The sequence below is a fragment of the Flavobacteriales bacterium genome (assembly GCA_029248105.1).
Lineage (GTDB): Bacteria > Bacteroidota > Bacteroidia > Flavobacteriales > UBA7312 > UBA8444.
The window spans coordinates 20,384-44,262 of the sequence record JAQWJZ010000038.1; the positions used below are offsets into that span (position 1 = coordinate 20,384).

General features: G+C 32.5%; 27 protein-coding genes and 1 other RNA gene. 19 read left to right on the plus strand and 9 right to left on the minus strand.

The window, feature by feature from the left end:
• Positions 1-6: 6 nt before the first annotated feature.
• From P8I29_07215 to P8I29_07250, 8 genes are read left to right on the plus strand one after another with little or no spacing between them, the layout of a single operon-like run.
• Entirely contained in the window at positions 7-579 is a 573-nt protein-coding gene (locus P8I29_07215) for a Maf family nucleotide pyrophosphatase (protein ID MDG1917579.1), read from the plus strand.
• A gap of 32 nt (positions 580-611) precedes the next feature.
• On the plus strand, positions 612-1,364 hold the full coding sequence (locus P8I29_07220; protein ID MDG1917580.1) for a polysaccharide biosynthesis/export family protein: 753 nt from the start codon (positions 612-614) through the stop codon (positions 1,362-1,364).
• An 11-nt stretch (positions 1,365-1,375) separates the two neighbouring features.
• The gene (locus P8I29_07225; protein MDG1917581.1) at positions 1,376-3,793 is read left to right on the plus strand and encodes a polysaccharide biosynthesis tyrosine autokinase; all 2,418 of its coding nucleotides are present in this window, start codon (positions 1,376-1,378) and stop codon (positions 3,791-3,793) included.
• A 15-nt stretch (positions 3,794-3,808) separates the two neighbouring features.
• Entirely contained in the window at positions 3,809-5,020 is a 1,212-nt protein-coding gene (locus tag P8I29_07230; protein ID MDG1917582.1) for an aminotransferase class I/II-fold pyridoxal phosphate-dependent enzyme, read from the plus strand.
• 57 nt (positions 5,021-5,077) lie between these two features.
• Positions 5,078-6,502 (plus strand): Na+/H+ antiporter NhaC, encoded by a 1,425-nt coding sequence (gene nhaC / locus P8I29_07235; protein MDG1917583.1) that lies wholly within the window; start codon positions 5,078-5,080, stop codon positions 6,500-6,502.
• On the plus strand, positions 6,503-7,633 hold the full coding sequence (locus P8I29_07240) for a glycosyltransferase (GenBank protein ID MDG1917584.1): 1,131 nt from the start codon (positions 6,503-6,505) through the stop codon (positions 7,631-7,633).
• Between the two features lie 9 nt (positions 7,634-7,642).
• Complete coding sequence (locus tag P8I29_07245; GenBank protein MDG1917585.1) at positions 7,643-8,224, plus strand: D-sedoheptulose 7-phosphate isomerase; 582 nt, start codon at positions 7,643-7,645, stop codon at positions 8,222-8,224.
• Positions 8,225-8,231: 7 nt separating this feature from the next.
• A complete protein-coding gene (locus tag P8I29_07250; protein ID MDG1917586.1) occupies positions 8,232-8,759 on the plus strand; it encodes an HAD family hydrolase in 528 nt (175 codons plus the stop codon).
• Position 8,760: 1 nt separating this feature from the next.
• Here P8I29_07250 and P8I29_07255 read toward each other — a convergent pair whose 3' ends face one another.
• Positions 8,761-9,708 (minus strand): glycosyltransferase family 2 protein, encoded by a 948-nt coding sequence (locus tag P8I29_07255; GenBank protein ID MDG1917587.1) that lies wholly within the window; start codon positions 9,706-9,708, stop codon positions 8,761-8,763.
• Positions 9,709-9,710: 2 nt separating this feature from the next.
• Positions 9,711-10,244: a DUF4199 domain-containing protein gene (locus tag P8I29_07260; protein ID MDG1917588.1), complete on the minus strand. Its 534-nt coding sequence runs from the start codon at positions 10,242-10,244 to the stop codon at positions 9,711-9,713.
• A 101-nt stretch (positions 10,245-10,345) separates the two neighbouring features.
• On the opposite strand from P8I29_07260, the gene ffs reads away from it, so the two are divergent.
• The 3 genes from ffs (at position 10,346) to P8I29_07275 (ending at position 11,755) form a co-directional block, all read left to right on the plus strand.
• An RNA gene (gene ffs / locus P8I29_07265) (signal recognition particle sRNA small type) lies at positions 10,346-10,444 on the plus strand.
• A gap of 34 nt (positions 10,445-10,478) precedes the next feature.
• Positions 10,479-11,132 carry a fructose-6-phosphate aldolase gene (gene fsa / locus P8I29_07270; GenBank protein ID MDG1917589.1) on the plus strand — a complete coding sequence of 218 codons (654 nt, stop codon included), beginning with the start codon at positions 10,479-10,481 and terminating at the stop codon, positions 11,130-11,132.
• Positions 11,129-11,755 (plus strand): L-threonylcarbamoyladenylate synthase, encoded by a 627-nt coding sequence (locus P8I29_07275; protein ID MDG1917590.1) that lies wholly within the window; start codon positions 11,129-11,131, stop codon positions 11,753-11,755. The genes fsa and P8I29_07275 overlap by 4 nt, the downstream gene beginning before the upstream one ends.
• Here P8I29_07275 and coaE read toward each other — a convergent pair.
• From coaE to P8I29_07305, 6 genes are read right to left on the minus strand one after another with little or no spacing between them, the layout of a single operon-like run.
• A complete protein-coding gene (gene coaE, locus P8I29_07280; protein MDG1917591.1) occupies positions 11,747-12,322 on the minus strand; it encodes a dephospho-CoA kinase in 576 nt (191 codons plus the stop codon). The genes P8I29_07275 and coaE overlap by 9 nt on opposite strands.
• Before the next feature lies 1 nt (position 12,323).
• Entirely contained in the window at positions 12,324-13,307 is a 984-nt protein-coding gene (locus P8I29_07285; GenBank protein ID MDG1917592.1) for a hypothetical protein, read from the minus strand.
• Positions 13,308-13,335: 28 nt separating this feature from the next.
• Positions 13,336-13,635, minus strand: a complete 300-nt coding sequence (gene yajC / locus P8I29_07290; protein ID MDG1917593.1) for a preprotein translocase subunit YajC — start codon at positions 13,633-13,635, stop codon at positions 13,336-13,338.
• Complete coding sequence (locus tag P8I29_07295; GenBank protein MDG1917594.1) at positions 13,636-14,127, minus strand: DUF1573 domain-containing protein; 492 nt, start codon at positions 14,125-14,127, stop codon at positions 13,636-13,638.
• A 36-nt stretch (positions 14,128-14,163) separates the two neighbouring features.
• Positions 14,164-15,099, minus strand: coding sequence for a transcription antitermination factor NusB (nusB, locus tag P8I29_07300; GenBank protein MDG1917595.1), 936 nt, complete (start codon positions 15,097-15,099; stop codon positions 14,164-14,166).
• A gap of 21 nt (positions 15,100-15,120) precedes the next feature.
• The gene (locus tag P8I29_07305) at positions 15,121-16,209 is read right to left on the minus strand and encodes a Glu/Leu/Phe/Val dehydrogenase (protein ID MDG1917596.1); all 1,089 of its coding nucleotides are present in this window, start codon (positions 16,207-16,209) and stop codon (positions 15,121-15,123) included.
• A 136-nt stretch (positions 16,210-16,345) separates the two neighbouring features.
• Here P8I29_07305 and P8I29_07310 point away from each other — a divergent pair, with 136 nt between their 5' ends.
• Positions 16,346-18,103, plus strand: coding sequence for an ABC transporter ATP-binding protein (locus P8I29_07310; protein MDG1917597.1), 1,758 nt, complete (start codon positions 16,346-16,348; stop codon positions 18,101-18,103).
• 59 nt (positions 18,104-18,162) lie between these two features.
• Positions 18,163-18,495, plus strand: coding sequence for a DUF3276 family protein (locus tag P8I29_07315; GenBank protein MDG1917598.1), 333 nt, complete (start codon positions 18,163-18,165; stop codon positions 18,493-18,495).
• A gap of 2 nt (positions 18,496-18,497) precedes the next feature.
• Here the strand turns inward: P8I29_07315 and P8I29_07320 are convergent, their stop codons facing one another.
• Positions 18,498-18,920 (minus strand): DoxX family protein, encoded by a 423-nt coding sequence (locus tag P8I29_07320; protein MDG1917599.1) that lies wholly within the window; start codon positions 18,918-18,920, stop codon positions 18,498-18,500.
• 197 nt (positions 18,921-19,117) lie between these two features.
• On the opposite strand from P8I29_07320, the gene P8I29_07325 reads away from it, so the two are divergent.
• Genes P8I29_07325 through P8I29_07350 form a run of 6 tightly spaced genes read left to right on the plus strand, consistent with a single transcriptional unit; the run spans position 19,118 to position 23,868 of the window.
• Entirely contained in the window at positions 19,118-19,894 is a 777-nt protein-coding gene (locus tag P8I29_07325; protein ID MDG1917600.1) for an AAA family ATPase, read from the plus strand.
• 10 nt (positions 19,895-19,904) lie between these two features.
• The gene (locus P8I29_07330; GenBank protein ID MDG1917601.1) at positions 19,905-20,804 is read left to right on the plus strand and encodes a ParB/RepB/Spo0J family partition protein; all 900 of its coding nucleotides are present in this window, start codon (positions 19,905-19,907) and stop codon (positions 20,802-20,804) included.
• Complete coding sequence (locus P8I29_07335; protein MDG1917602.1) at positions 20,805-21,317, plus strand: DUF5683 domain-containing protein; 513 nt, start codon at positions 20,805-20,807, stop codon at positions 21,315-21,317.
• A 10-nt stretch (positions 21,318-21,327) separates the two neighbouring features.
• On the plus strand, positions 21,328-21,990 hold the full coding sequence (locus tag P8I29_07340; GenBank protein ID MDG1917603.1) for a dihydrodipicolinate reductase C-terminal domain-containing protein: 663 nt from the start codon (positions 21,328-21,330) through the stop codon (positions 21,988-21,990).
• 5 nt (positions 21,991-21,995) lie between these two features.
• The gene (gene lepB / locus P8I29_07345; protein ID MDG1917604.1) at positions 21,996-23,273 is read left to right on the plus strand and encodes a signal peptidase I; all 1,278 of its coding nucleotides are present in this window, start codon (positions 21,996-21,998) and stop codon (positions 23,271-23,273) included.
• Positions 23,260-23,868, plus strand: a complete 609-nt coding sequence (locus P8I29_07350; GenBank protein ID MDG1917605.1) for a WbqC family protein — start codon at positions 23,260-23,262, stop codon at positions 23,866-23,868. Before lepB ends, P8I29_07350 begins: the two co-directional genes overlap by 14 nt.
• Positions 23,869-23,879 lie beyond the last annotated feature (11 nt).

Consider the following 23,879-nt stretch of genomic DNA (forward strand, 5'->3'; position numbering starts at 1 on the left):
AAAAACATGTTAAAAAATCTTGAAACAAAAACTGTAATTTTAGCCTCTCAATCACCAAGAAGACAGGAGTTGTTATCTGATTTAGGCATTTCTTTTGAAGTTAAAACAAAGCCTACAGAAGAAGACTTTCCATCTGAAATGGACACTCATGATATAGCCGAATACCTGGCTATTAAAAAAGCTTCAGCGTTTAAACCAAAGGAAAATGAAATATTAATTACTGCTGATACTGTGGTAATACACAATAACAAAGTACTAAACAAACCTAAGGATGAAGAAGAAGCAAAAAAGATGCTTAATAAATTATCTAATTCTTCGCACGAAGTAATTACTGGAGTTTGTGTTTACCATAAAAACCAAAAACATAGTTTTTCTGAATTAACTAAAGTAACGTTTAAGACTATTTCTGAAAACGAAATTGACTATTACATAAACAACTTCAACCCTAGTGATAAAGCAGGCGCTTATGGTATTCAAGATTGGATAGGGAAAATAGGAATTAAATCAATAGAGGGTTGTTATTACAATGTAATGGGACTTCCATTACATTCGTTATATAGTTATCTGATAAATCTTTAGTACTTTTGTAATACGAAATAACAAGATTTATTATGAAATTTTCTTTATACATATCAATAGTATCAATGTTTTTAGTGTCTTGTTCATCGATGAATAAAATTGTACTGCTAGACAAGGATTTGGATAAGGATACAAAAATCACAACTGCTAACTATCCAAAACACCAATTGCAAGAAGGTGATATTTTGCACGTGAAAATCATTGGCATACAAGAAGAGTCCTTTGATATTTTCAATGTTGAAAATAATGCCAATAATAGTCAAACGACGTCAGCTAATCTTTTCCTTAATGGCTTTACAATAGATAGCAAAGGAGATATCGAAATCCCTACACTAGGTAAGATACCTATTGAAGGATTAACGGTCGAAGAAGCAAAAAGTAAGATTCAAACAAGAGCTAACGATTTTTTGATTAACTCTACCGTAATTGTTAAGCATATAAATTTTGAAATCACAGTACTTGGTGAAGTGAATCGTCCAGGAACTTACACCGTTTATAAAGACAACATTACTATTCTAGAAGCACTAGGACTTTCTGGTGACTTATCGGATTATGCAAATCGGAAGAAAATAAAACTCATTAGAGACAACAAAATTTTATACATCGATTTAACAGAAATAGAAACGTTATACTCACAAAATTTCGTTTTAAAATCTGATGATGTAATCTATGTAGAACCATTAAGAAATGTGCGATTAAGAAGCTCTAACGCACAAATTTATATTTCTGCTATTTCAAGTATAGCTCTTATTGCTAATATTGTTTTTAGTATTCTAAATCCTTAACAAAATTGTTCATGAACAATTCGCAACATAATAATCAAGAAGAAAAAATAGACCTTAAAATTTTTATCGATAGATATCTAATTTTCTGGAAGCAAATCATATTTTCAGTTATTATTTTTCTTCTCATAGGATTCATATACAATAGGTATTCAACTAAAATCTATAAATCATCTACTACATTATTAATCAAAGAAGAAAGTAATGCAAGCTTAGGTTCAGATGATGTTTTTGAAGGGTTAGATTTGTTTGGTGGACAAAAAAATATAAAAAATGAAATTGGAATTTTAGAATCTTTTTCATTGACCAAAAAAACCCTAGAAAGGTTAAACTTTAGAATATCATATTATCACTCTGGTAATTTAAAATCAGATGATATTTACAAAAAAACACCATTTAAGGTTGTAATAGATGAAATTAATCCTCAGACCATAAATCAAAAGTTCTACATAAAATTAGTTTCTGAAGACGAATTTATTTTATCAACCGACTTCAATAATTTCAAATTATTTGACCTTAGCACTGAAACGTACATTTCTAATAAGGAGTTTGATTTTGATTACGAAAACACACATAAATTTGATGAGAAAATAACAACTGACTTCTTCAGTTTTAAAATATCAAAAAATGATCTAACTCTATTCAAAGAAGAGAATTGGACAAACTATTACTTTATTGTTTCAAGTTACAATGACTTAACTAAAAATTATCTCAAAAACTTAGAAGTTTTAGAAATAGAAAAAGATGCTTCTATATTAAAAATATCACTAGAAGGCTCAAACCCTATCAAAATCAATGACTTCTTAAATAAATTCACTGAATTATACCTCGCTGCTGGTCTTGATGAAAAAAATCAAATCACATCTAACACTATTCAATTTATAAATGAGCAATTAGCTTCAATTTCTGACTCTTTGTCCGATGTTGAAAGTAGCCTAGAAAATTTCAAAGAAAATAATCCGAAAATTGAATTATCACAAAAAGAATATGGTGCCTTTTACCAAGTCGAAAAACTCGAGCAAGAGAAAGCTATTCTTGAATTAAACAACAAATATTATATCTCTCTTCAAGAATACTTAATTAAAAACAATAATGTTGAAAATATAGTTGCACCATCAACAATGGGAATTGAAGACCCTCTTCTTAGCACCCTTTTAGCTGATTTAACTAAATTATACTCACAACTAGACCTAGTAAGCGTAAACTCTAAACAAGAACACCCTCTCGTCATATCTATTCAAAAACAAATATTAAGTACTAAAGAAAAATTAATCGAGAATATTGAAAATATCATTAGTAGCTCAGAACTTTCTCTAAAAGATATAAACTCAAGAATCGTTGAAATTGAAGGACTTATTGGAGAACTACCACAGAATGAAAGAATACTTTTAAACATTCAAAGAAAGTTTAATCTTAACGAAAACATTTACAACTACTTACTAGAAAAAAGAGCTGAAGCGTCCATAACTAAAGCAAGTAATATTTCTGACCATAAAATAATTGATTCACCAAGGTTAGAGTCAAAATTACCAATCAAACCCAATACGACACTAACTTATGTGTTATCAATCCTGCTTGGTATATTTCTGCCAACATTTGCAATAAGCATATTCTTTTTGTTTAACAACAAGATTCTTGATAAAAAAGATATTGATCAAATTACTTCCATTCCTTTACTCGGAAAAATTATGCATAATGATAGTGGTTATAACTTAGTAAATGCTAACAGTCCTAAGTCTGGTATTGCTGAGTCATTTAGATCGATAAGAACAAATATTCAATACTTAGCTTCAGATAAAAAAGAAAAAGTTATTGGTATAACTTCAAGTGTTGGTGGTGAAGGAAAAACCTTTGTTGCCATGAATTTAGCTTCTATATTTAGTATAACTGGAGGAAAGACTATTCTTATAGGTGCTGATATGAGAAAACCTAAGATATTTAACGACTTCAACCTATCAAATGACAGAGGTTTAAGCTCCTATCTTAGTAATCAAAACACCAAAGAGGAAGTCATTCAAAAAACTAATTTTGAAAACTTAGATATCATCCTTTCAGGACCAATACCGCCCAATCCTTCTGAGTTATTAAGCCTAGAAAAGATGAAAAGCTTTATCGAGGAATTAAAGAAAACATACCAACATATTATCATTGATACCCCTCCTATTGGATTGGTAACAGATGGACTAATCTTAATGAAGCATTGTGATGTAAACATTTATGTAGTAAGGCAGAATTTTACAACAAAAGATATGCTCTATAATTTTAACGAAACTGTTATTGAAAATGATGTGGTCAATATGAATTTGATTATTAATGATATTTCTATTGACAAAACTTCCTATGGATATGGGTACGGATATGGTAATACTTATGGATATGGTTACTATACAGAAGACCAAACACAAGATAAAAAACCTTGGTGGAAAATATAACTAACAACAATAAACATGAAAAAACACAAACCAGCAGATAGCATTCAAGATATTCAATATTTTGGTGAATATGGAGGCGTAAATCCTTCTATTGCAGATTCTTCAACATTTACATATATGGCCGGAAAAACTATGGAAATGGTTTTTGGCGGTGAACGTGAAGGCTGCTATTTATATTCTAGGCACATGAACCCTAGTACTGGATACCTTGCTGAAGCAATTTCTAATATGGAGAATACAGAGGCTGCACATGTTTCCGCTTCTGGAATGGGCTCTATCAGTAGCACTATCATGCAACTGTGTAAAAGCGGTGATCATATCGTAAGTAGTCGAACCATATATGGTGGCTCATATGCTTTTATGAAAAACTTCTTACCAAGACTAAATATTAAAACTTCTTTTGTTGATACAACTAATTTAGAATCTGTTGAGTCTGCTATTTGCTCCAATACTAAGATTTTGTATTGTGAAACTATGAGCAACCCCCTTTTAGAAATTTCTGATATTAAAAAATTAGCCGAACTAGCTCACAAAAACAATATAAAACTAGTGGTGGACAACACTTTTACTCCGCTTATCTTTTCCCCTAACGAGTTAGGTGCTGACATCGTGATACACTCACTTACTAAATTCATCAATGGTGCAAGTGATACATTAGGAGGGGTTATATGCTCTAACAAAGAGTTTGTGGGTGAACTTATAGACGTTAATGAAGGCGCTGCAATGCTATTCGGACCAACGATGGATGCTATAAGAGCAAATGGGATTCTTAAAAATTTGCGCACTCTACCTATACGAATAAAACAACACAGTAAAAATGCTCATTTTCTAGCCATTAAGTTAAAAGAAATAGGCTTAAAAGTTCATTACCCTGGCCTTGAAAGCCATCCTCAACATGAACTCATGAAGAGCAGTATGAATACTGAATTTGGATTTGGAGGAATGTTAGTTCTAGACGTTGGTTCTATGGAGAATGCCTATAAGGTAATGGAAGAGATGCAAAATGAAAATATTGGCTATTTGGCAGTAAGTTTAGGCTTCTACAAAACACTATTCTCTGCGCCTGGCGCTAGTACATCTTCAGAAATACCTGAAGAAGAACAAGAGGAAATGGGAATTTCAGAGGGTATGATCCGTATGTCAATTGGTTTAGACAATGATATAGAAAGAACATTTCATAGAATAAAAGAATGCTTAATCAAAACAAGCATTCTTAAAGAAGACTAAGAGCAATTGTTGTTTCATGCTTTAGGATTATTATATTTACAGAAATAATTTCCCCTTATGAAACAATCTTTTTTTAGTGCTTTTCTTCCCATTCTATTTTTAATTGCCTTATTATCTTTTAACGTTTACTTATACGGAGACGATAGTTTGGGAGGAGCGAACCAATTAGCACTATTGCTGTCTGCCGCATTTGCAGCCCTAATGGGAATCAAAAATGGCAGCAGTTGGAAAAGTATTTTAGATGGAATTAGTAAAAGTATTGCTTCAACAACTCCTGCTATAATCATACTTCTATTAATAGGTTCTTTGGCTGGAACTTGGCTCATAAGTGGTATTGTTCCTACTATGATTTACTATGGGTTACAAATCTTGAATCCTAAAATATTTCTTGTAGCAGCATGTATTATATGTGCTATTGTTTCCCTTGCATCAGGAAGTTCATGGTCTACCATTGCAACTGTTGGTATAGCTCTTTTAGGAATAGGAGAAGCTCTACAAATTTCTGAAGGATTAGTTGTAGGTGCAATTATATCAGGAGCATATTTTGGTGACAAATTATCCCCTCTATCAGATACAACAAATTTAGCCCCTGCTATGGCTGGCACAGATTTATTTACTCATATCAGATACATGATGTACACTACGGTTCCTAGCTTTTTGATATCACTAATTTTATTTTTAGTTATTGGTTTAACTTTTGATAGTACCCAAAACACAACCGACATCAAAAGTTTATTATCTGCAATTGATAACAGTTTTAATGTTAGTCCTTGGTTATTTCTAGTACCCATAATAGTACTAGCCCTGATTATAAAAAAAGTACCCGCCCTACCCTCTTTACTAGCAGGTACATTACTAGGAGGTTTATTTGCTGTGATTTTTCAAGCCGATCTAGTTGTAAAACTATCAGAGATTGACACTAATTTTTTACAAGCAAGCTATGTAGCGGTAATAAATGCAATGGGAGGAGAAACGAACATAACCACATCAAATGCAATGATGAATGATTTACTTTCTTCAGGAGGAATGTATGGAATGTTAAATACTATATGGCTTATCATATGTGCTATGTGTTTCGGAGGTGCGATGGAAGCCACAGGAGCGCTTAAAAAAATAAGCCAGTCAATCATTCAATATGCTGAGAGTACTGGATCAGTAATAGCAACTACAGCCTGTACTTGTATATTTTTCAACCTTACGGCAAGTGACCAATATTTGAGTATTGTTGTTCCAGGAAGAATGTATGCCGACACCTATAAAAAGAAAGGTTTAGCACCTGAAAACTTAAGCAGAACACTTGAAGATAGTGGCACTGTAACTTCTGTACTTATTCCTTGGAACACATGTGGTGCAACACAATCAGCTGTCTTAGGAGTTGCCACATTAGCCTACCTACCTTACTGCTTCTTTAATCTAATTAGCCCATTAATGACAATAGTATATGGTTATTTAGGTTTAAAAATTAAAAAAATAAAAAGCTAAATGAAGATTGCAATCATTGGTACAGCACATCCCTACAGAGGCGGAATTGCCGCATTCAATGAGCGTCTAGCTAAAGAACTCATTTCAGAAGGGCATCAGATTACTATACATACTTTTAAATTACAGTATCCAGATTTTTTATTTCCTGGTAAAACACAATTTTCTTCTGAAGAAAAACCCAAAAATCTCAACATTATTAGAACTGTAAACGCCATAAGCCCAATAAACTGGATATTTCAAGGGCTGAGCTTAAGAAAAGAGAAATATGATGTTGTCATTGTACCATTTTGGCTACCATTTATGGGAGCTTCTCTGGGTACTATAACAAAACTACTTAAAAGAAAGAGTACAAAGGTTCTATGCATAGCTCATAACATCATACCTCACGAAAAACGTATTGGTGACAAAGCTCTAACCTCGTTTTTTACGAAAGGTGTAGATGGCTTTTTATCAATGACGGAAAAAGTTTCAAAAGATTTAAAAACCTTTGAAAAAAATAAACCTAAAGTCGTTTCTCCTCATCCAATTTATGACAACTTCGGCAAAATTGAAACAAGAGAAAAAAGTCTAGAGTCCTTAAATTTAGATTCATCTTACCGATACATTTTATTTTTTGGGTTAATAAGAGATTATAAAGGACTGGACTTACTATTAGAAGCATATTCATCTCAAGAACTAAGAGAAAAGAAGATCAAACTAATTATCGCTGGAGAATATTACTCAGACAAAACACCTTATCTGGAGTTAATTAAAAAATATAAACTAGAAAAAGACATCATACAAGCAGATAAATTTATCCCCGACTCTGAAGTACATTTATATTTTAACGCTTGTGATTTAGTTGTTCAACCCTATAAATCTGCTACACAAAGTGGAGTTACTCAAATAGCATATCACTTTAACAAACCTATGGTGGTTACAAATGTTGGTGGACTAAAAGAAATGTGTCCAGATGGTAAAGTAGGATATGTAGTTAACCCTAACCCACATGAAATAAAAAATGCCATATTGAAGTTCTTTGATAATAAGGATTCAAAAGAAATGATTGAAAACATAAAAGAAATAAAGACCCAATACAGTTGGTCAATATTCACTAAAAATTTACTTTCATTATTAAGTCTGAACAAATAAAAAACCAAAATGAATAAGCAAGACCTTATAAAAAAGAATATTAAAGATTCTCTTAAAATTAAGAAAGAGCTACTTAAAAATGAAACTCTCATTAAGCAAATTGTAGAGATTGCTGATTTAATAATAAAAGCCTTTAAAACTGAAAAAAAATTATTGTTTTGCGGTAATGGAGGAAGTGCTGCCGACGCACAACATTTAGCAGCAGAATTTTCTGGAAGATATTATTTAAACAGAGCCCCATTACACGCTGAAGCGCTACATACAGACACTTCTTTTATGACTGCAGTAGCTAACGATTTTTCATTTGACGAAGTATACTCTAGACTAATTAAAGGAATTGGCAAAGACGGAGACATACTAATAGGTATGTCAACATCGGGAAATTCAAAAAATGTGACTAAAGCATTGGAACAGGCTAAAAAACAAGGTCTCATAACCATAGGATTTACAGGCAAAAAAGGTGGTGAAATGAATAACCACTGCGATTTAATCATAAATATTCCTTCTAACGATACACCACGAATTCAAGAATGTCATCTTATGCTAGGACACGCTATATGTGAATTGGTCGAAAAAGAATTATTCTCATAGTATTATTATGTCGTTAAACCTTCCTAATATTGATAACAGTTGGACACTTTTTCTAGATAGGGATGGTGTAATAAATAGAAAGTTAGAAAACGACTATGTCAAATCTGTAAAAGAATTTGAATTTCTTCCACAAGTATTAGATGCTATAAAACTGTTTTCTAACCGATTTCATAAGATTGTTATTGTTACCAATCAACAAGGGATAAGCAAGGGACTGATGACCGAAAAAGACTTGCAAACGGTACACACTCATTTAATAGAGGAAGTAAAAAAGAAAGGGGGTAAAATTGATGCTACCTATTATGCACCGCAATTAGCAGAAGAAAACTCTCCAATGAGAAAACCGAATATTGGTATGGCTTTAGCTGCACGTAATGATTTTCCAAAAATAGACTTTAAAAAAAGTATTATGGTAGGTGATTCTATTAGCGATATGGAATTTGCTCAAAATGCTAATATGTTTGCTGTATTTATAGGTCAGTCGGACCAGTACTATTCCACTGACTCTCTAATGAGTTTAGCACGGTTGATTTAAGTTATATCTCGTCTTCGACGTGGTACTGATTTCTATCGTGAGCATTTCTAGAAATCATCTCTCCAACAAAACCTGCTAAGAATAACTGCAATCCCATTACCATAGAAGTTAAAGCGATATAAAATCCACTCATATCGGCAATATTGGTAGCTTTAACATCAACATACATGAAGTATAGCTTTTGCCCTCCTATATAAGTAAATAAAATAAATCCTAGAACAAACATTAAGGTACCTAACACGCCAAAAAAGTGCATTGGTTTTTTACCAAAACGGGAAACAAAAGTGACGGTCATCAAGTCTAAAAAGCCATTGATAAAACGCTCTAAACCAAATTTTGTAACACCATACTTTCTGGCTTGATGCTCAACGACCTTTTCGGTGATTTTTGGAAAACCTGCTCTTTTAGCTAACATCGGGATATAACGGTGCATTTCACCATATAGCTCAATGTTCTTCACCACATCTTTTCGATATGATTTTAAACCACAATTAAAATCGTGCAAGTAAATGCCCGAAGCTTTGCGGGCAGCCCAATTATATAGTTTAGTAGGTACCGTTTTAGTGATGGGGTCATAACGTTTCTTTTTCCAACCAGAAACCAAATCCCAAACATCTTCTTTAATCAAACGATACAACTCTGGTATTTCTTCAGGACTATCTTGTAAATCAGCATCCATTGTAATCACTACATCACCTTGAACTTTAGCAAAAGCAATATTCAAAGCTGCTGATTTGCCATAATTTCTTCTAAATTTAATCCCCTTAATACAAGAGTTTGTTTTTGATAATTGTTGAATTACTTCCCAAGAATTATCAGTACTACCGTCATCAGCAATTACAATTTCATAGGAAAAAGAGTTTTCTTGCATTACTTTATCTATCCAAGAACACAGTTCAGGAAGAGATTCAGATTCATTAAAAGAAGGTACTACAATGGATATATTCATATTTATTCTGAAATTTCTATGGGTTTATCTTTTTTAACAAATGCCGCAATTATAGCGGCTATGATAATATGAAAAAAGAAACTATAAAAAAAGGCTGTTGCTTGATTAGAAATTGAATATATGTCCTCTTCTTGTGTTTGCTCTATTAATGACTCCATCACACTATACATAGCATTGCTCTCAGGAAGTTGTTCTAGCTGAACAACTAATTTTTCAATCGTGAATTCTTTTAACAAAACAGCAAAATCTGGATCAATAAAATTAAACAAGATGATAGAAAAAAATGTAGTGAAAAAAGCTCCTGCTACCGAAATACCTAAAGTAACCGTAAAAGTTTCTTTAAAAGAAAGAAAACCACCTACCCATTTTTTATAATTGATAACTAAAAAAATTAAAATCACATAAGGAGTCAGCCCTTTGATGATAGACCATGTATCATTGAGAAAAAAATCAACTCCAAGAGTATATGATGTTAATAGTAAAACTATACTTATGGAGCCAAGTATTAAACCGTTTTTTAGGATATAATCTTTCATTATTTTGATTTAAGGATTGCATACAAATATAATTATTTTTTTGTCCTATTTTTTTAGGCTAAAGTAATCGGAAAAGAATGCAATTAGTATATATTTGCACCGGGCAAGTCTTACACAACCAGCTCCTGCTGAACTCCCCCAGGACCGGAAGGTAGCAAGGGTAAGTGGTTGAGCGGTGTGATGTAAGTAGCTTGCCCTTTTTTTATTATCTTTATTGAATAATACCTTTTCAATATGAGATTCTTCATCGACACAGCAAATTTAAACGACATCAGAGAAGCGCAATCACTAGGTATTCTAGATGGTGTGACTACAAACCCTAGTCTAATGGCTAGAGAGGGCATAAAAGGAAAGAACAATATTCTTCAACATTACAAAACCATCTGTCAAATTGTGGATGGAGATGTCAGTGCAGAGGTTATTTCTACAGATTTTGAAGGTATGGTAAAAGAAGGTCAAGAGTTAGCTCTTCTAGATCCTCAAATAGTTGTTAAAATACCAATGATTGAAAATGGCGTGAAAGCTATTCGTTATTTTAGTGACAAAGGAATAAAAACCAATTGTACACTAGTTTTTTCTGTTGGTCAAGCACTGATTGCCGCTCAAGCAGGTGCTACTTATGTGTCACCATTTATTGGCAGACTTGATGATAATGGAGAGGATGGAATACAAATAGTGAGTAACATTGTAAATATGTTTGAACGACAAAATTATTCAACTAAGGTATTAGCCGCATCAATAAGAAACAAACAACACATTGAAGAATGTGCAAAGATTGGTACTCACGTAGTGACTGCCCCCCTTTCGGCAATCAAAGGCTTAATACCTCATGAATTAACTGCTATAGGCTTAAAGAAGTTTTTAGACGATTATGCCAATAATCAATAAAGATGCTCATACAAATACATCCAGACAACCCAAATCCTAGAGGAATTTCTCAAGTTATAGAATGTCTTAAAGACGGTGGTATTATTATTTATCCTACGGATACAATTTATGGAATAGGTTGTGATATATTTCAGCAAAAAGCTGTTGAACGAATCGCAAAAATCAAAAATGTAGATTTAAAAAAACAAAACTTCTCATTTATATGTTCGGATTTAAGTCAATTATCTGATTATACACTACCTATCAGTAGAAATGTATATAAAAGTATGAAAAGGGTTTTGCCAGGTCCTTACACCTTTATTCTAAAAGCTAATGGTAGTATTCCAAAACTATTTAAAACTAAAAAGAAAACCGTTGGTATTAGAATACCAAATCACAACATACCACAAATTCTGGTCAATGAAATTGGAAATCCTATTTTATCTACTTCCGTTCACGATGAAGACACTATAATGGAGTACAGTACAGATCCAGAGTTAATACACGAACGCTATAGCAATAAAGTAGATATTGTCATCGATGCGGGAATAGGTTCATTAATCCCATCTACAGTCGTTGATTATTCTAAGGGTGTAATTGATATTATTAGAGTGGGTTTAGGAAAGACTGAGGACCTACTTTAAAGCGTCATGAATTCTTAACACCTGAGGTATAACTAAGCAAGAATTATCGTTTACGATTATAAAATCTGACATGGAAATCTTCTTCTCTTCTTGCCATTGATTACTCATTCTTTGTTTTATCTGCTCTTTTGATACACTGTCCCTTTTTAACAAGCGTTCTACCCTAATATCCTCAGGACAACTTACACAGATTATTGCATCTAAAGATTGATGTGTATTGCTTTCAAACAATATAGCAGCTTCTTTTATTATATAAGGACTTATTTGTTCATCTGACCATTTTTCAAAAGCATTTTGAACAACAGGATGTACTAGTGCGTTTAGCTTTTTCAAAATTAAATCGTTGTTAAAAGCTAAGTCTGCTAAATATTTACGGTTCAATTGGTTGTCGATAAACACTTCTTTGCCAAATTCAGATATTAAATTATCTTTTAATACTGAATCCGTAGTCATCAGTCTTTTAGCCTCCACATCAGCATTAAAAACAGCTATACCAAGAACTTCAAATAGTCTTGCAATTGTAGTCTTACCACTGCCAATATTTCCTGTTAAGCCTACCTTTTTCATATTATTTCTTAATTAGAAAATATTCAACCTTAGATGGTGATATACGAACATTCTCTACAAAATCAGCTTGACTGACTAATTCAATAGGTAGCCTTTTATATTCTCCATCAAAATTAACATTAGTAGCAAACATATTTGTTTTTACTAACTCAAATTGATCTAATGAAACTAAATAGTTAACAGTTACCTCATCAGGAAATAACTTGATTTCATACCCTTTTGGCACATTATTAACTGAAAGAGGTAGCTTTAATTCCCCCTCTGTAAACTGTTCCACTTTAATATCCCAATTTACTGAATTTAGAGAATAATTAATTTCTGAGTGATTGAGAGGTTCTATTTCTATTTTGCCTGAATAATCAGAATCTATATCATTTATTTTAAGCGTTTTAGTTCCAATAGCATCGAATACCTCAACAACAGCCTTAGGACCAGAAATAACAATAGTTTGAGGGTCTAAAGTGATAGACTCTTTCAATCGAAATAAATCTTTAAAAGACAACTCTGATTTAATTTGTACGGGTATAACCCGTTCGGCTTTCTCATCTAGCATTAAATCAATTCTATTAGGCTGTACGTGAAGTAATTGCATATTTGTCGGCAATACTTCTTGAAGTTGTGAAATTGATTGTTTACCTAACCAATAATAATTCCATTTTTCACCAATCTTTTTGGGAATAAAAGTAGAAACAGACAATGGCAAATCATTTCTAAAACTTAATCGATGAGCAAGAATAGTAAATCCAGGAGCAATGACTTGAAGATGAAGGTCAACTTCTTTATTTTCAATAACTAATTTATCATCAGGTAAGTCAACAAAAACAGCCTCATAATGTACTGTTGTAGTATAATCTTTTGACAGAACAGTAAGCACCCAAAATAGTGTAGATAGTGCTAATAGAAATAAGAAAATAGGCAGTTGCTTTCTCTCAATTCTTAACACAACAATTAGTTTATTGAATAGAAGTGTAAGTTTGCTCAACATAAAAAAAGGGCCGAAGCCCTATTAGAAATTATTCTTTCACTGTTGATAATTCAGCAGATATACATGATTTATCAATTTTTAAAACAATGTCTTTTGCGACATCAATTTTAACGATCTTATCAGCTACCTCAACCACCTTACCGTGTAAGCCTCCAGATGTTATCACCTTATCACCTTTTTTAATTTCTTCTCTGAACTTACGTTCTTGTTTTTGCTTTTTCACTTGTGGTCTTATCATAAAAAACCAAAATACACCAAAAACTAAAACAAAGAAAATGAGTGGATTACCTCCAGCTTCGGCTTGTAAAAATATTGTAGTTAAATTCATTTAATTAGATATTACTTCAGAGGTGATGTTTATCACTTTTCTGTTTGGGTTCGTATTTGCTGTTAAAGTTACAGCTTTCTTTTGTTTTCCACTTCTTCCTGAACTATTAAAAGTCACATCAATTGTACCTGATTCACCCGGAGCTATAGGGTCTTTAGGCCAATTAGGAACTGTACAACCACAAGAACCTTTAGCACTAGAGATAATAAGAGGGGCATTACCAGAATTGGTGAATTTAAAAGAGTAGGATACTTTTTCTCCATCAATAAGTTGACCAAAGTCATGAAGTTCTTTTTCAAATTTAAAATCTGGCATAGGCGACTTACTATTTGAAGATTCAGCAGTATTATCATTCATCACAAGGTTGGATGAAAGTGACGGCTTTATTTCTTCTTTCTTAACAGGAGGAGTTGAATTATCTCCCACTTCTTTTGCTACATCTCCACAAGCAAAAAGCAAAACTGAAATTGATATTATAAAAATTCTGTACATGTTAAAATTATAATTAGTTGGTAACAAAAATAGTAATTATTCAATAAGGCCTCTACCCATTTTTTTAATAGCGCCTTCCCTTTTCAATTCTATTAACAAACTATCTAGTATTCCATTGACAAAATTCTTGCTATTGGGAGTACTATAATATTTTGCTAATTCAATGTATTCATTGATAGTAACTTTTACAGGAACACTAGGCATTTTTAATAATTCAGCTAATGCCATCTGCATCAAAATCAAATCCATCTGAGCAACCCTTTCTAAATCCCAATTTTTGGTTTTTGAAGAAATTAGTTCAGAAAAGTCTTCAGCATGTATAATGGATTGACGTAAAAGATTAAGTGCAAAATCTTTCTCGTCAGTATCTTTAAATAATTCGAACAGTTCTATTTTATTTGATGTAGAATCCTTTATAGTCTTTATTACCATACTACAGATAAATGGAAAGTCATCATCCCAAAAAATATCTTGTTCACTAAGGAAGTCTTGAAAGACTTCAATTTCTATAAGTTCTTTACTAAAAAGCTTAACAATAAATTTCTTATCTGAATCAAAGTCAACCGTTTTTCCATTCATGTATTCTTTATACAATTCTGATTCTGTCATTTTAAAATAAATCGACTTGACCATATTCTGCTGATCTGCAAAAGATAATTTAGATTGTCCCGCTTTGCTTATTAAAGCTGAATCGTCTCTAAGCTTTTGAAGAAATAAATTATTGATGAACTTTGTATTGGGGTTCAAATCATTGTCCGAGGGCAATTGTTTATTCTTTGAACTTTCTGAATAGTTTTCTGCAAAGTCTCTTACTTCTAGGATATACATCAAAAGAAGTAAATAAAGTTCTTCTACTTTTTTTAGAGACTTTAAAAATTGTTTTTCTAGAATAACGATATCGCTATCGTTTGATTTTTTCCAAGAATAAACAAACTGTAAAACACGAATTCTTAAATGACGTCGATTAAGCATAGACTATTTTTATTAACCTCTCTAATTTTTGGCTTGGGCAATTCTTTCCATTGCTAATCTGAGTGCTGCCTGATGTGTTGTTATTTTTTCATCGTCTGATTTAGCAAAAATCTCAAGTGTAGTATTATATATTTTGCGAGTCTGAGCTATTGCTTTCTCTCTATCATAGCCATTAATCTCAGAATATACGTTAATTAAACCACCCGCATTAATCAAAAAATCAGGAGCATATAAGATGCCCTTTTCTTGAAGTTTTTTAGCATGCTTATCTTCATCTTGAAGTTGATTGTTAGCAGCACCAGCAATAATTTCACATTTAAACATATCAATAGTAACATCATTGATTGTAGCACCTAAAGCACAAGGGGAATAAATATCTACATCTAAATCATATATCAATTCGCCTTCTACTATTTGAGTATTGTAAAGTTCGGAAACACGCTGTAAGTTTTCTTTATTGATGTCATTAATAAATACCTCAGCACCATCTTCACTTAAGTGTTTAACAAGGTTCTCTCCTACATGACCTACACCCTGAACCAATATTTTTTTAGAACTTAAATCGTCAGAACTCCATTTGTAGTTTGCTGCAGCTTTCATTCCCATATAAACACCAAATGCAGTTACTGGAGAAGGGTCTCCACCGCCACCCATTTCTACTGGAATTCCTGTAACAAAATCCGTTTCTTTTTTAACATGAACCATATCAGAGGCACTCATTCCAACGTCTTCAGCAGTAATGTATTTACCTCCCAAGCTATTAACATACTCACCAAACTTACGCATTAAAGCTTCCGTTTTTTGAGTAGAAGAATCTCCAATAATTACAGCTTTTCCTCCGCCCAAAGACAGACCTGTAATAGCCGCTTTAAATGTCATGCCTCGAGAGAGTCTTAAGACATCAATAATAGCATCGTTATCACAATTATAATTCCACATCCTAGTGCCCCCTAAGGCTGGACCTAAAGAAGTATCATGAATAGCAATTATCGCTTTCAAACCAGTTTCTTTATCGTTACAAAATACCAATTGCTCATGATTCATTTGACTCATCTTTTCAATTACTTGAAAATCTTCACCAGAATCTTTAACATTCTTTACTTCCAACATAGAGTTTGATTTTAATTAATTTAAAACAGAAAGTTAATTAACTTTGCTCCCTCTTTATTATTATTCTAAAAAGATAAATTTTGAGTTGGCAAAACTACAATTTTATTTGTGTATTTGAATTAACAAGTTCAATTTTATGAAAGAGCTTAAATATCTATTCAAGTTTTATAAAAAATACCGATGGCGTTTTGCTCTCGGCACTTTTTTTGTTGTAACCTCCAATATATTTGCACTTTATCCAGCCATCTATACCAGAAAAGCTTTTGACGCTGCCAAGGAAGCAATAGAATCATCACAAACAAGTAATTATGATTTTTCAGAACTGACTTCTACCTTACTGTATTTTGGAATGATGCTTATTTTGTTTGCCTTACTGAAGGGGGTTTTTATGTTTTTTATGAGACAAACTATAATCGTCATGTCACGATTAATTGAATTTGATATCAAAAATGAAATATTCAAACATTACCAAAACCTAGATAGAGCTTTTTACAAAAGAAATAATACAGGTGACATGATGGCAAGAATAAGTGAAGATGTCACTAAAGTTAGAATGTTTTTAGGTCCAGCTACAATGTATCCTATTAATATGATTTCGCTTTTTCTATTTGTTATGTATAATATGTTCAGCATAAATGTAAAGCTCAGCCTATTTGTACTTGCCCCTCTGCCATTAATGTCAATTACAATATTTTTTATTAGTAAAGTCATACACGCTAAAAGCGAGAAAGTCCAAACCCAGCTATCAACACTATCGACGCTTACTCAAGAGTCTTTTTCTGGCATAAGAATTTTGAAATCATTTGTAAATGAAAAAACAAACTTCAATATTTTCAAGACAGAAACAAACGAATACCTCAAGCGTAATGTATCTCTAGCAAAAACAAACGCTGCCTTTTTTCCTTTCATGCTCTTACTGATAGGATTAAGCACTTTACTTACTATATACATCGGAGGAAAAGAGTCAATAGCAGGTAATATCTCTACAGGTAATATTGCTGAATTTATTATTTATGTTAATATGCTGACTTGGCCTATGGCTTCAATAGGATGGGTGACCTCCATAATACAAAGAGCGGCAGCCTCTCAAAAAAGGATTAATGAATTCTTAAACACTAAAGCTAATATTAATTCAACAGATGGTAATACTCATGAAATTCAAGGAAGAATATCTTTTAAAAATATAAGCTTTGAATACCCCGATAGCGAAATAAAAGCTCTGAATAACATTTCATTTGACATAGATAAAGGTGAATCAATAGCTATAGTAGGAAGAACAGGCTCTGGAAAATCCACCATTATCAATCTCATAAGTCGCATGTATAAGCCTACTTCTGGAAGAATAGAAATAGACGGTATTCCAATAGAAAAAATAAACCTCAAGAGCTTACGCTCTGGAATTAGCCTTGTTCCTCAAGAAGCTTTATTATTTTCTGATACTATTTCTAACAATATTGCTTTTGGCTCAAAAGAAGAACTTACTCAACAAACAATCGAAGCTGTGGCAGAAAAAGCGGCTATACATGATAACATTAAAGGCTTTCCTAAAGGTTATCAAACAATAGTTGGAGAAAGAGGTGTTACCCTTTCTGGAGGACAAAAGCAACGCATCTCTATTGCAAGAGCTTTAATTAGACCTTCAAGTATACTTATCTTTGACGATTGTTTATCAGCAGTAGATAACGAAACAGAAGAAAAAATACTCGCTTCAATTAAAAAAGAAGGTGTGAAAAAAACGACCATTACTATTAGTCATAGAATATCGTCTATACAACATGTTGACAAAATAATAGTTCTTAATAACGGTCAAATTGCCGAAATGGGAACTCATAAAAACCTTTTTGAAAAAAGAGGCATCTATTTCGAAATGTACCAGCAACAACTTTCAAAGTAAATATAAATTTGTCCATTCCAATTAATTTCATAGATTTGATAGATAAATCATGAAAAATTATGGAAGACTACAAAGACCAAGAAGAAATTTTCTCAAATAAAGTAAGAGCAGGTAAAAGAACTTACTTTTTTGACGTTCGCGCGACTAGAGCAGACGACTACTATCTCACAATTACCGAAAGCAAAAAAATATTTAATGATGATGGCAGCCATCATTTCAAAAAACACAAAATATTTCTTTACAAAGAAGATTTTGAAAAGTTTAAAGATGCACTCTCAGAAAGTGTAGACTTTATTTTCAAAAACAAGGGCGAGGAAATTATTTCAAACCCAAAGAAAGATTCAGACGAAGACAACAAAAATTTTACTGATGTTAACTTTGATGATATTTAGATCTACATTGTAAATCCAAATAGAATTAGCGTTAAAACTGTAAGTATGAAATAACTTACCAAAGATTGTGCTCCAGCATAATCTTTGGCTATTCTTTGACCTAGGAACAACATTATGAGAGCTATTGAAGCTAGCATAGTACCTAGCAAAGCGAAAGTTGAACTACCGTCTTTAATTAGAAATATAACACCTATCAAATTCAGCACTCCCGACAAAAGTTCAACAACAGTAACTGTAAACAATAAAACAGGTACTGAATTTTTAAATGGAGAATTAGAAAAATGAGAGCTTAACCATTCCAAATTTCCTTTTTTATCTACGACCTTATCAATACCAGACTGTAAAAACAAAATCGTTAAAAATAATACTGATAAAATCTGAACAATTAAGAATACTGATTCTGATGAATTTATAATAAATGACATATTTAAATAGGTTTAAATTAAAGCTATTAACATTTTGCGCTAAATGTTAAAAAAAACACGTTTTTTTCTTCTTAGGCAGTCAATTAATTAGGTTATTTTTGAATCGTAAATATAGCCAAATAAGTTAGTATAAACGACCTTATCTGACGAACCCTTAAAACCAAATAAATTTTACACTTCAATATAAAACTAACAAAATGAATAAAACAATTGTAATTGCAAATCAAAAAGGTGGAGTAGGTAAAACAACTACAGCAATCAACCTAGCAGCTTGTCTGGGCGTACTCGAAAAAAAAGTATTGCTTGTCGATGCTGATCCCCAAGCAAATTCAACTTCAGGCGTTGGCTATGATCCTAGAGAAATAAAGTCTGGACTGTACGAATGTTTGATTGATAACCTTAGTGCAACAGATGCAATAGTAAAAACAGAAAGTCCAAATTTAGACTTACTTCCAGCACATATTGATTTAGTTGGAGCTGAACTCGAGCTTGTCAATCAACAAAACAGAGAATATATACTCAAAGGAATTTTAGAACAAGTCAATTCTAACTATGACTATATCATAATTGATTGCGCACCATCATTAGGAATAGTAACCACCAATGCACTAACAGCAGCAGACTCCATCATTATTCCTATCCAATGCGAATATTTTGCTTTAGAAGGGCTTGGAAAATTACTTAATACAATTAAAATTGTCCAAAATCGTTTAAACAAAGAACTTGATATCGAAGGACTTTTACTAACGATGTATGATACCCGTTTAAGATTATCAAACCAAGTCGTTGAAGAAGTAAAGACCCATTTTCAAGAAATGGTTTTCAATACTATCATTCAGCGTAACGTAAGACTTAGTGAAGCGCCAAGCTTTGGGCAAACAATAATTATGCATGATGCGAATAGCAAAGGTGCTATCAACTACCTTAACCTAGCGAAAGAAGTTTTAGAAAAGAATAAAAAACTAGCACAATAAAATCAATAAAATGGCAGAAAAAAAACGTGCATTAGGAAAAGGCCTATCGGCATTATTAAAAGACCCTAATACTGATATTACTAGTAATGAAAGTATAGCAGAAACAACTCAAGTAGTTGGAGCAGTTGCTGAAATAGAAATAGAACAAATCGAAGTAAATCCATTCCAGCCAAGAACAGATTTTGATCAAGATGCGCTGCAAGAACTAGCTATCTCTATCAAAGAGTTAGGAATTATCCAACCACTAACTGTAAGGAAGTTAGGCTACGATAAGTTCCAACTAATTTCTGGGGAAAGAAGATTTAGAGCTTCACAAATTGCTGAACTCAAAACAGTTCCTGTTTATGTAAGGATTGCTAACGACCAAGAAATGTTAGAAATGGCTTTGGTCGAAAATATTCAAAGAGAACAGCTAAATCCTGTTGAAGTAGCTTTAAGTTATCAAAGACTTATAGACGAATGCAAACTCACTCAAGAAAAAATGAGTGCAAGAGTTGGAAAAAAACGCTCTACTATTACCAATTATCTCAGACTACTTAAATTACCTGCAGAAATTCTTGCAGGCCTAAGGAATGAAAGCATTAGCATGGGACATGCAAGAGCTCTCGTAAACGTCAAAAGTGAAGAAACTCAAATAAACATTTTTAGAGATGCCGTTAACAATGGCTTTACAGTTAGAGAAATCGAACAAATTGTTAAAGATTTTGGCGAAAGCTCATACCTCAAAACATCTAGAAATAGAAGCAAGACATTGCCAAGCTTTGAACATCAAAAGTTAGCCAATGACCTAACAAATAAGCTCGGTACAGACGTCAAGCTAAAGGTTTCTAAAAGTGGTAAAGGGAAAATAGAAATTCCCTTCACTTCCAATGATGATCTATATAATCTCATTTCACAATTAGGTTTATAATTGAAATACATAATTTTAAATATACTCTTATGTTATTCGTTGATTGGTCATTCTCAATCTAACGAATCAAAAACTATTAAGTCTGCTCATAAAGCCTCAATACTTTCGGCTGTTGTTCCAGGTGCTGGACAAGTTTATAATAAAAAATATTGGAAGGTTCCCATTATTTACGCTTCACTAGCAACAAGTATTTATTTCATTAAGGATAATCAGAACAAATTAACGACCTATCAAGACGCATACATCACAAGGTCTAATGGAGGGACTGATGACTATATAGATATTTACAATAATAGCCAACTACTCACAATTGTCGATTATTATGAAAGGAACAGGGATGTTTCCTATATTATTGCTGGGGCAATCTACCTTCTTAACATAGTAGATGCTAGCGTAGACGCCCATCTTTTTGATTTTGACATTAGTGAAGACTTGAGTTTAAACACAACACCCAAAATTATTGATACGCCTATAGGTAAAACAACGGTGTTATCATTAAAAATGAATTTTTAACTTTGCCGATATGAACATTGCACTTATAGGTTATGGTAAAATGGGACAACTAATAGAGCAAATTGCTCTAGAAAAGGGACATTCGATTTCTCTCATTGCTACTAGCAAAAACCCCATCAACAAGCAAAATTTTTCGGACATTGACGTTGCGATTGATTTTAGCACACCAGAAAGTGCTTTCAGTAATATCAGTCAATTGTTGTTAAAAGGAATACCTGTAGTATCTGGGACAACAGGCTGGCTAGAAAAAATTGAAGAGATTAAAAAGATGGCGGTAGAACAAGAAACCGCATTTTTATATGCATCTAACTTCAGTATTGGTGTAAACCTATTTTTTGAATTGAACAAAAAGCTAAATCAACTGATGTATAATCACACTGACTACAAAGCATCAATTGAAGAAATACATCACACTCAAAAACTAGATATACCAAGCGGAACAGCACTTACATTAAAATCGCAAATTTCTGACACTATCAATATCAAAAGTGAAAGGCAAGAAAACGTTCCCGGCACACATATTGTAGAATATACTTCAACGATAGATACTATTTCCATTTCTCATCAAGCACACAACAGAATGGGCTTTGTCAAAGGCGCACTTCTTGCTGCAGAGTGGATTATTGATAAAAAAGGGTGTTTCTCTATAAGTGACATTCTAAAAATTAATTAAGAACAATGAATAAATTAAAACAACTTTTAGGCAAATCTTTTAAAGTGGTACTATTCATCGTATTTACGATATTATGGTCACTATTAGTCTACTTAATAGATGGTGAATGGCTTTACTTTTTCCCTTTAATCGTTGGGGACATTCTATTTTGGGAAACTATTAGCTGGCAATTTTGGAAGAAAAAAGAAAAGAAAAAGAAAAAACCTAAAAGCGAAATCAAAAGTTGGTTTAACGCTATTCTATTTGCCGTAATAGCAGCAACAATTCTTAGAACTTTCTTAATCGAAGCTTATACCATACCTACATCATCTATGGAAAAATCTCTTCTAATAGGTGATTTTTTATTTGTTAGTAAGGTAAGTTACGGCCCAAGAGTGCCTAACACCCCCCTATCTTTTCCTCTTGTTCATCATACATTACCACTTACCAAAAACACTCCGGCATATCTTAAATGGATACAATTAGATTACCACAGAATGAAGGGGATGGGTAAAATAGAAAGAAACGATTGTGTGGTCTTTAATTATCCAGCCGACGATGCACTACACCCAGAAAGACCAGTAGACAAAAAAGAAAATTATATAAAAAGATGTGTAGGCTTACCCGGCGATGTCATTGAGATAAAAAACACAGGACTATTTGTCAATGGCGAACCACAAAGTACTACCGAAAAGATGAAAAACCAATTTAGGTATTATGTTAAAACCGATGGCACCTTATTTAGTCAAAAAACATTAAATAAATATAATATTTACGAAGGCCAAATCTTATCAAGAAATGGTGATTATGAATTAATGCTTAACAACGAAAGCTTAGAAGCCATAAGACGCTTTACCTATGTAAAAAAGGTTGAAAAAATAGTAGCAGAAAAAGGTGTTAAAACCAATTCAACTGAATTAATTTTTCCAGATGATAAATTCAATTGGAACCTCGATAACTTTGGACCATTAACTATTCCTGCCAAAGGAATGACAGTAGATATAGATACTCAAAATATTCAGACATACAGAAGAGTGATAGAAAGCTATGAAAAAAATACTTTAGAAATAGTTGATGACAATATTTACATTAACGGAAACCTTAGCAAAAGCTATACATTTCAAATGGATTACTATTGGATGATGGGAGATAATAGACACAATTCACTAGATTCTAGATACTGGGGATTTGTTCCAGAGGACCATGTCGTTGGAAAAGCCCTTTTCATATGGATGAGCTGGGATAAAAACAAAAAAGGCATTCACAAAATTAGATGGAATAGGTTGTTCAATGCAGTCCACTAGAGCTACACTTTTACCTTGCCCATATTTCGGCTCTATTGAGTATTTTTCTAACCTACTCTCTAGCAATTGTATTATAGAAGTCAACGACTATTTTGTAAAACAAAGCTTAAGAACGCGATGTGTTATTTATGGAGCTAATGGACCATTAACACTAACTGTTCCGAAATTTAGAAAAAACAGCTCTAAAACACTGTTCAAAGATATTAAGATAAATTATGATCACCATTGGCAAAAAGAACATTGGCAAAGTATAACCAGCGCCTACCGTTCTTCTCCATTTTTTGAATACTACGAAGATGAATTCCAGCCTTTATTTCACAAGAAACACACTTTCTTAGTAGACTTGAATTTAGAAATGATGAGTTTTATTTGTTCAAAAATTGGACTTTCAACAGACTATAAAATCAGTGAAAACTACATCAAAAACCCAGATTTAGATGATAAAAGAATGGATACCTTTGATAATGAAATTACAAAAAGGTATATGCAAGTTTTTGAAAATAAACTCGGCTTTATTGCTAATCTCAGTATATTAGATCTTCTTTTTAATGAAGGGAATAATAGTAGAGCTTATCTCGAATCAATTAACACCTAAAAATCATTAAC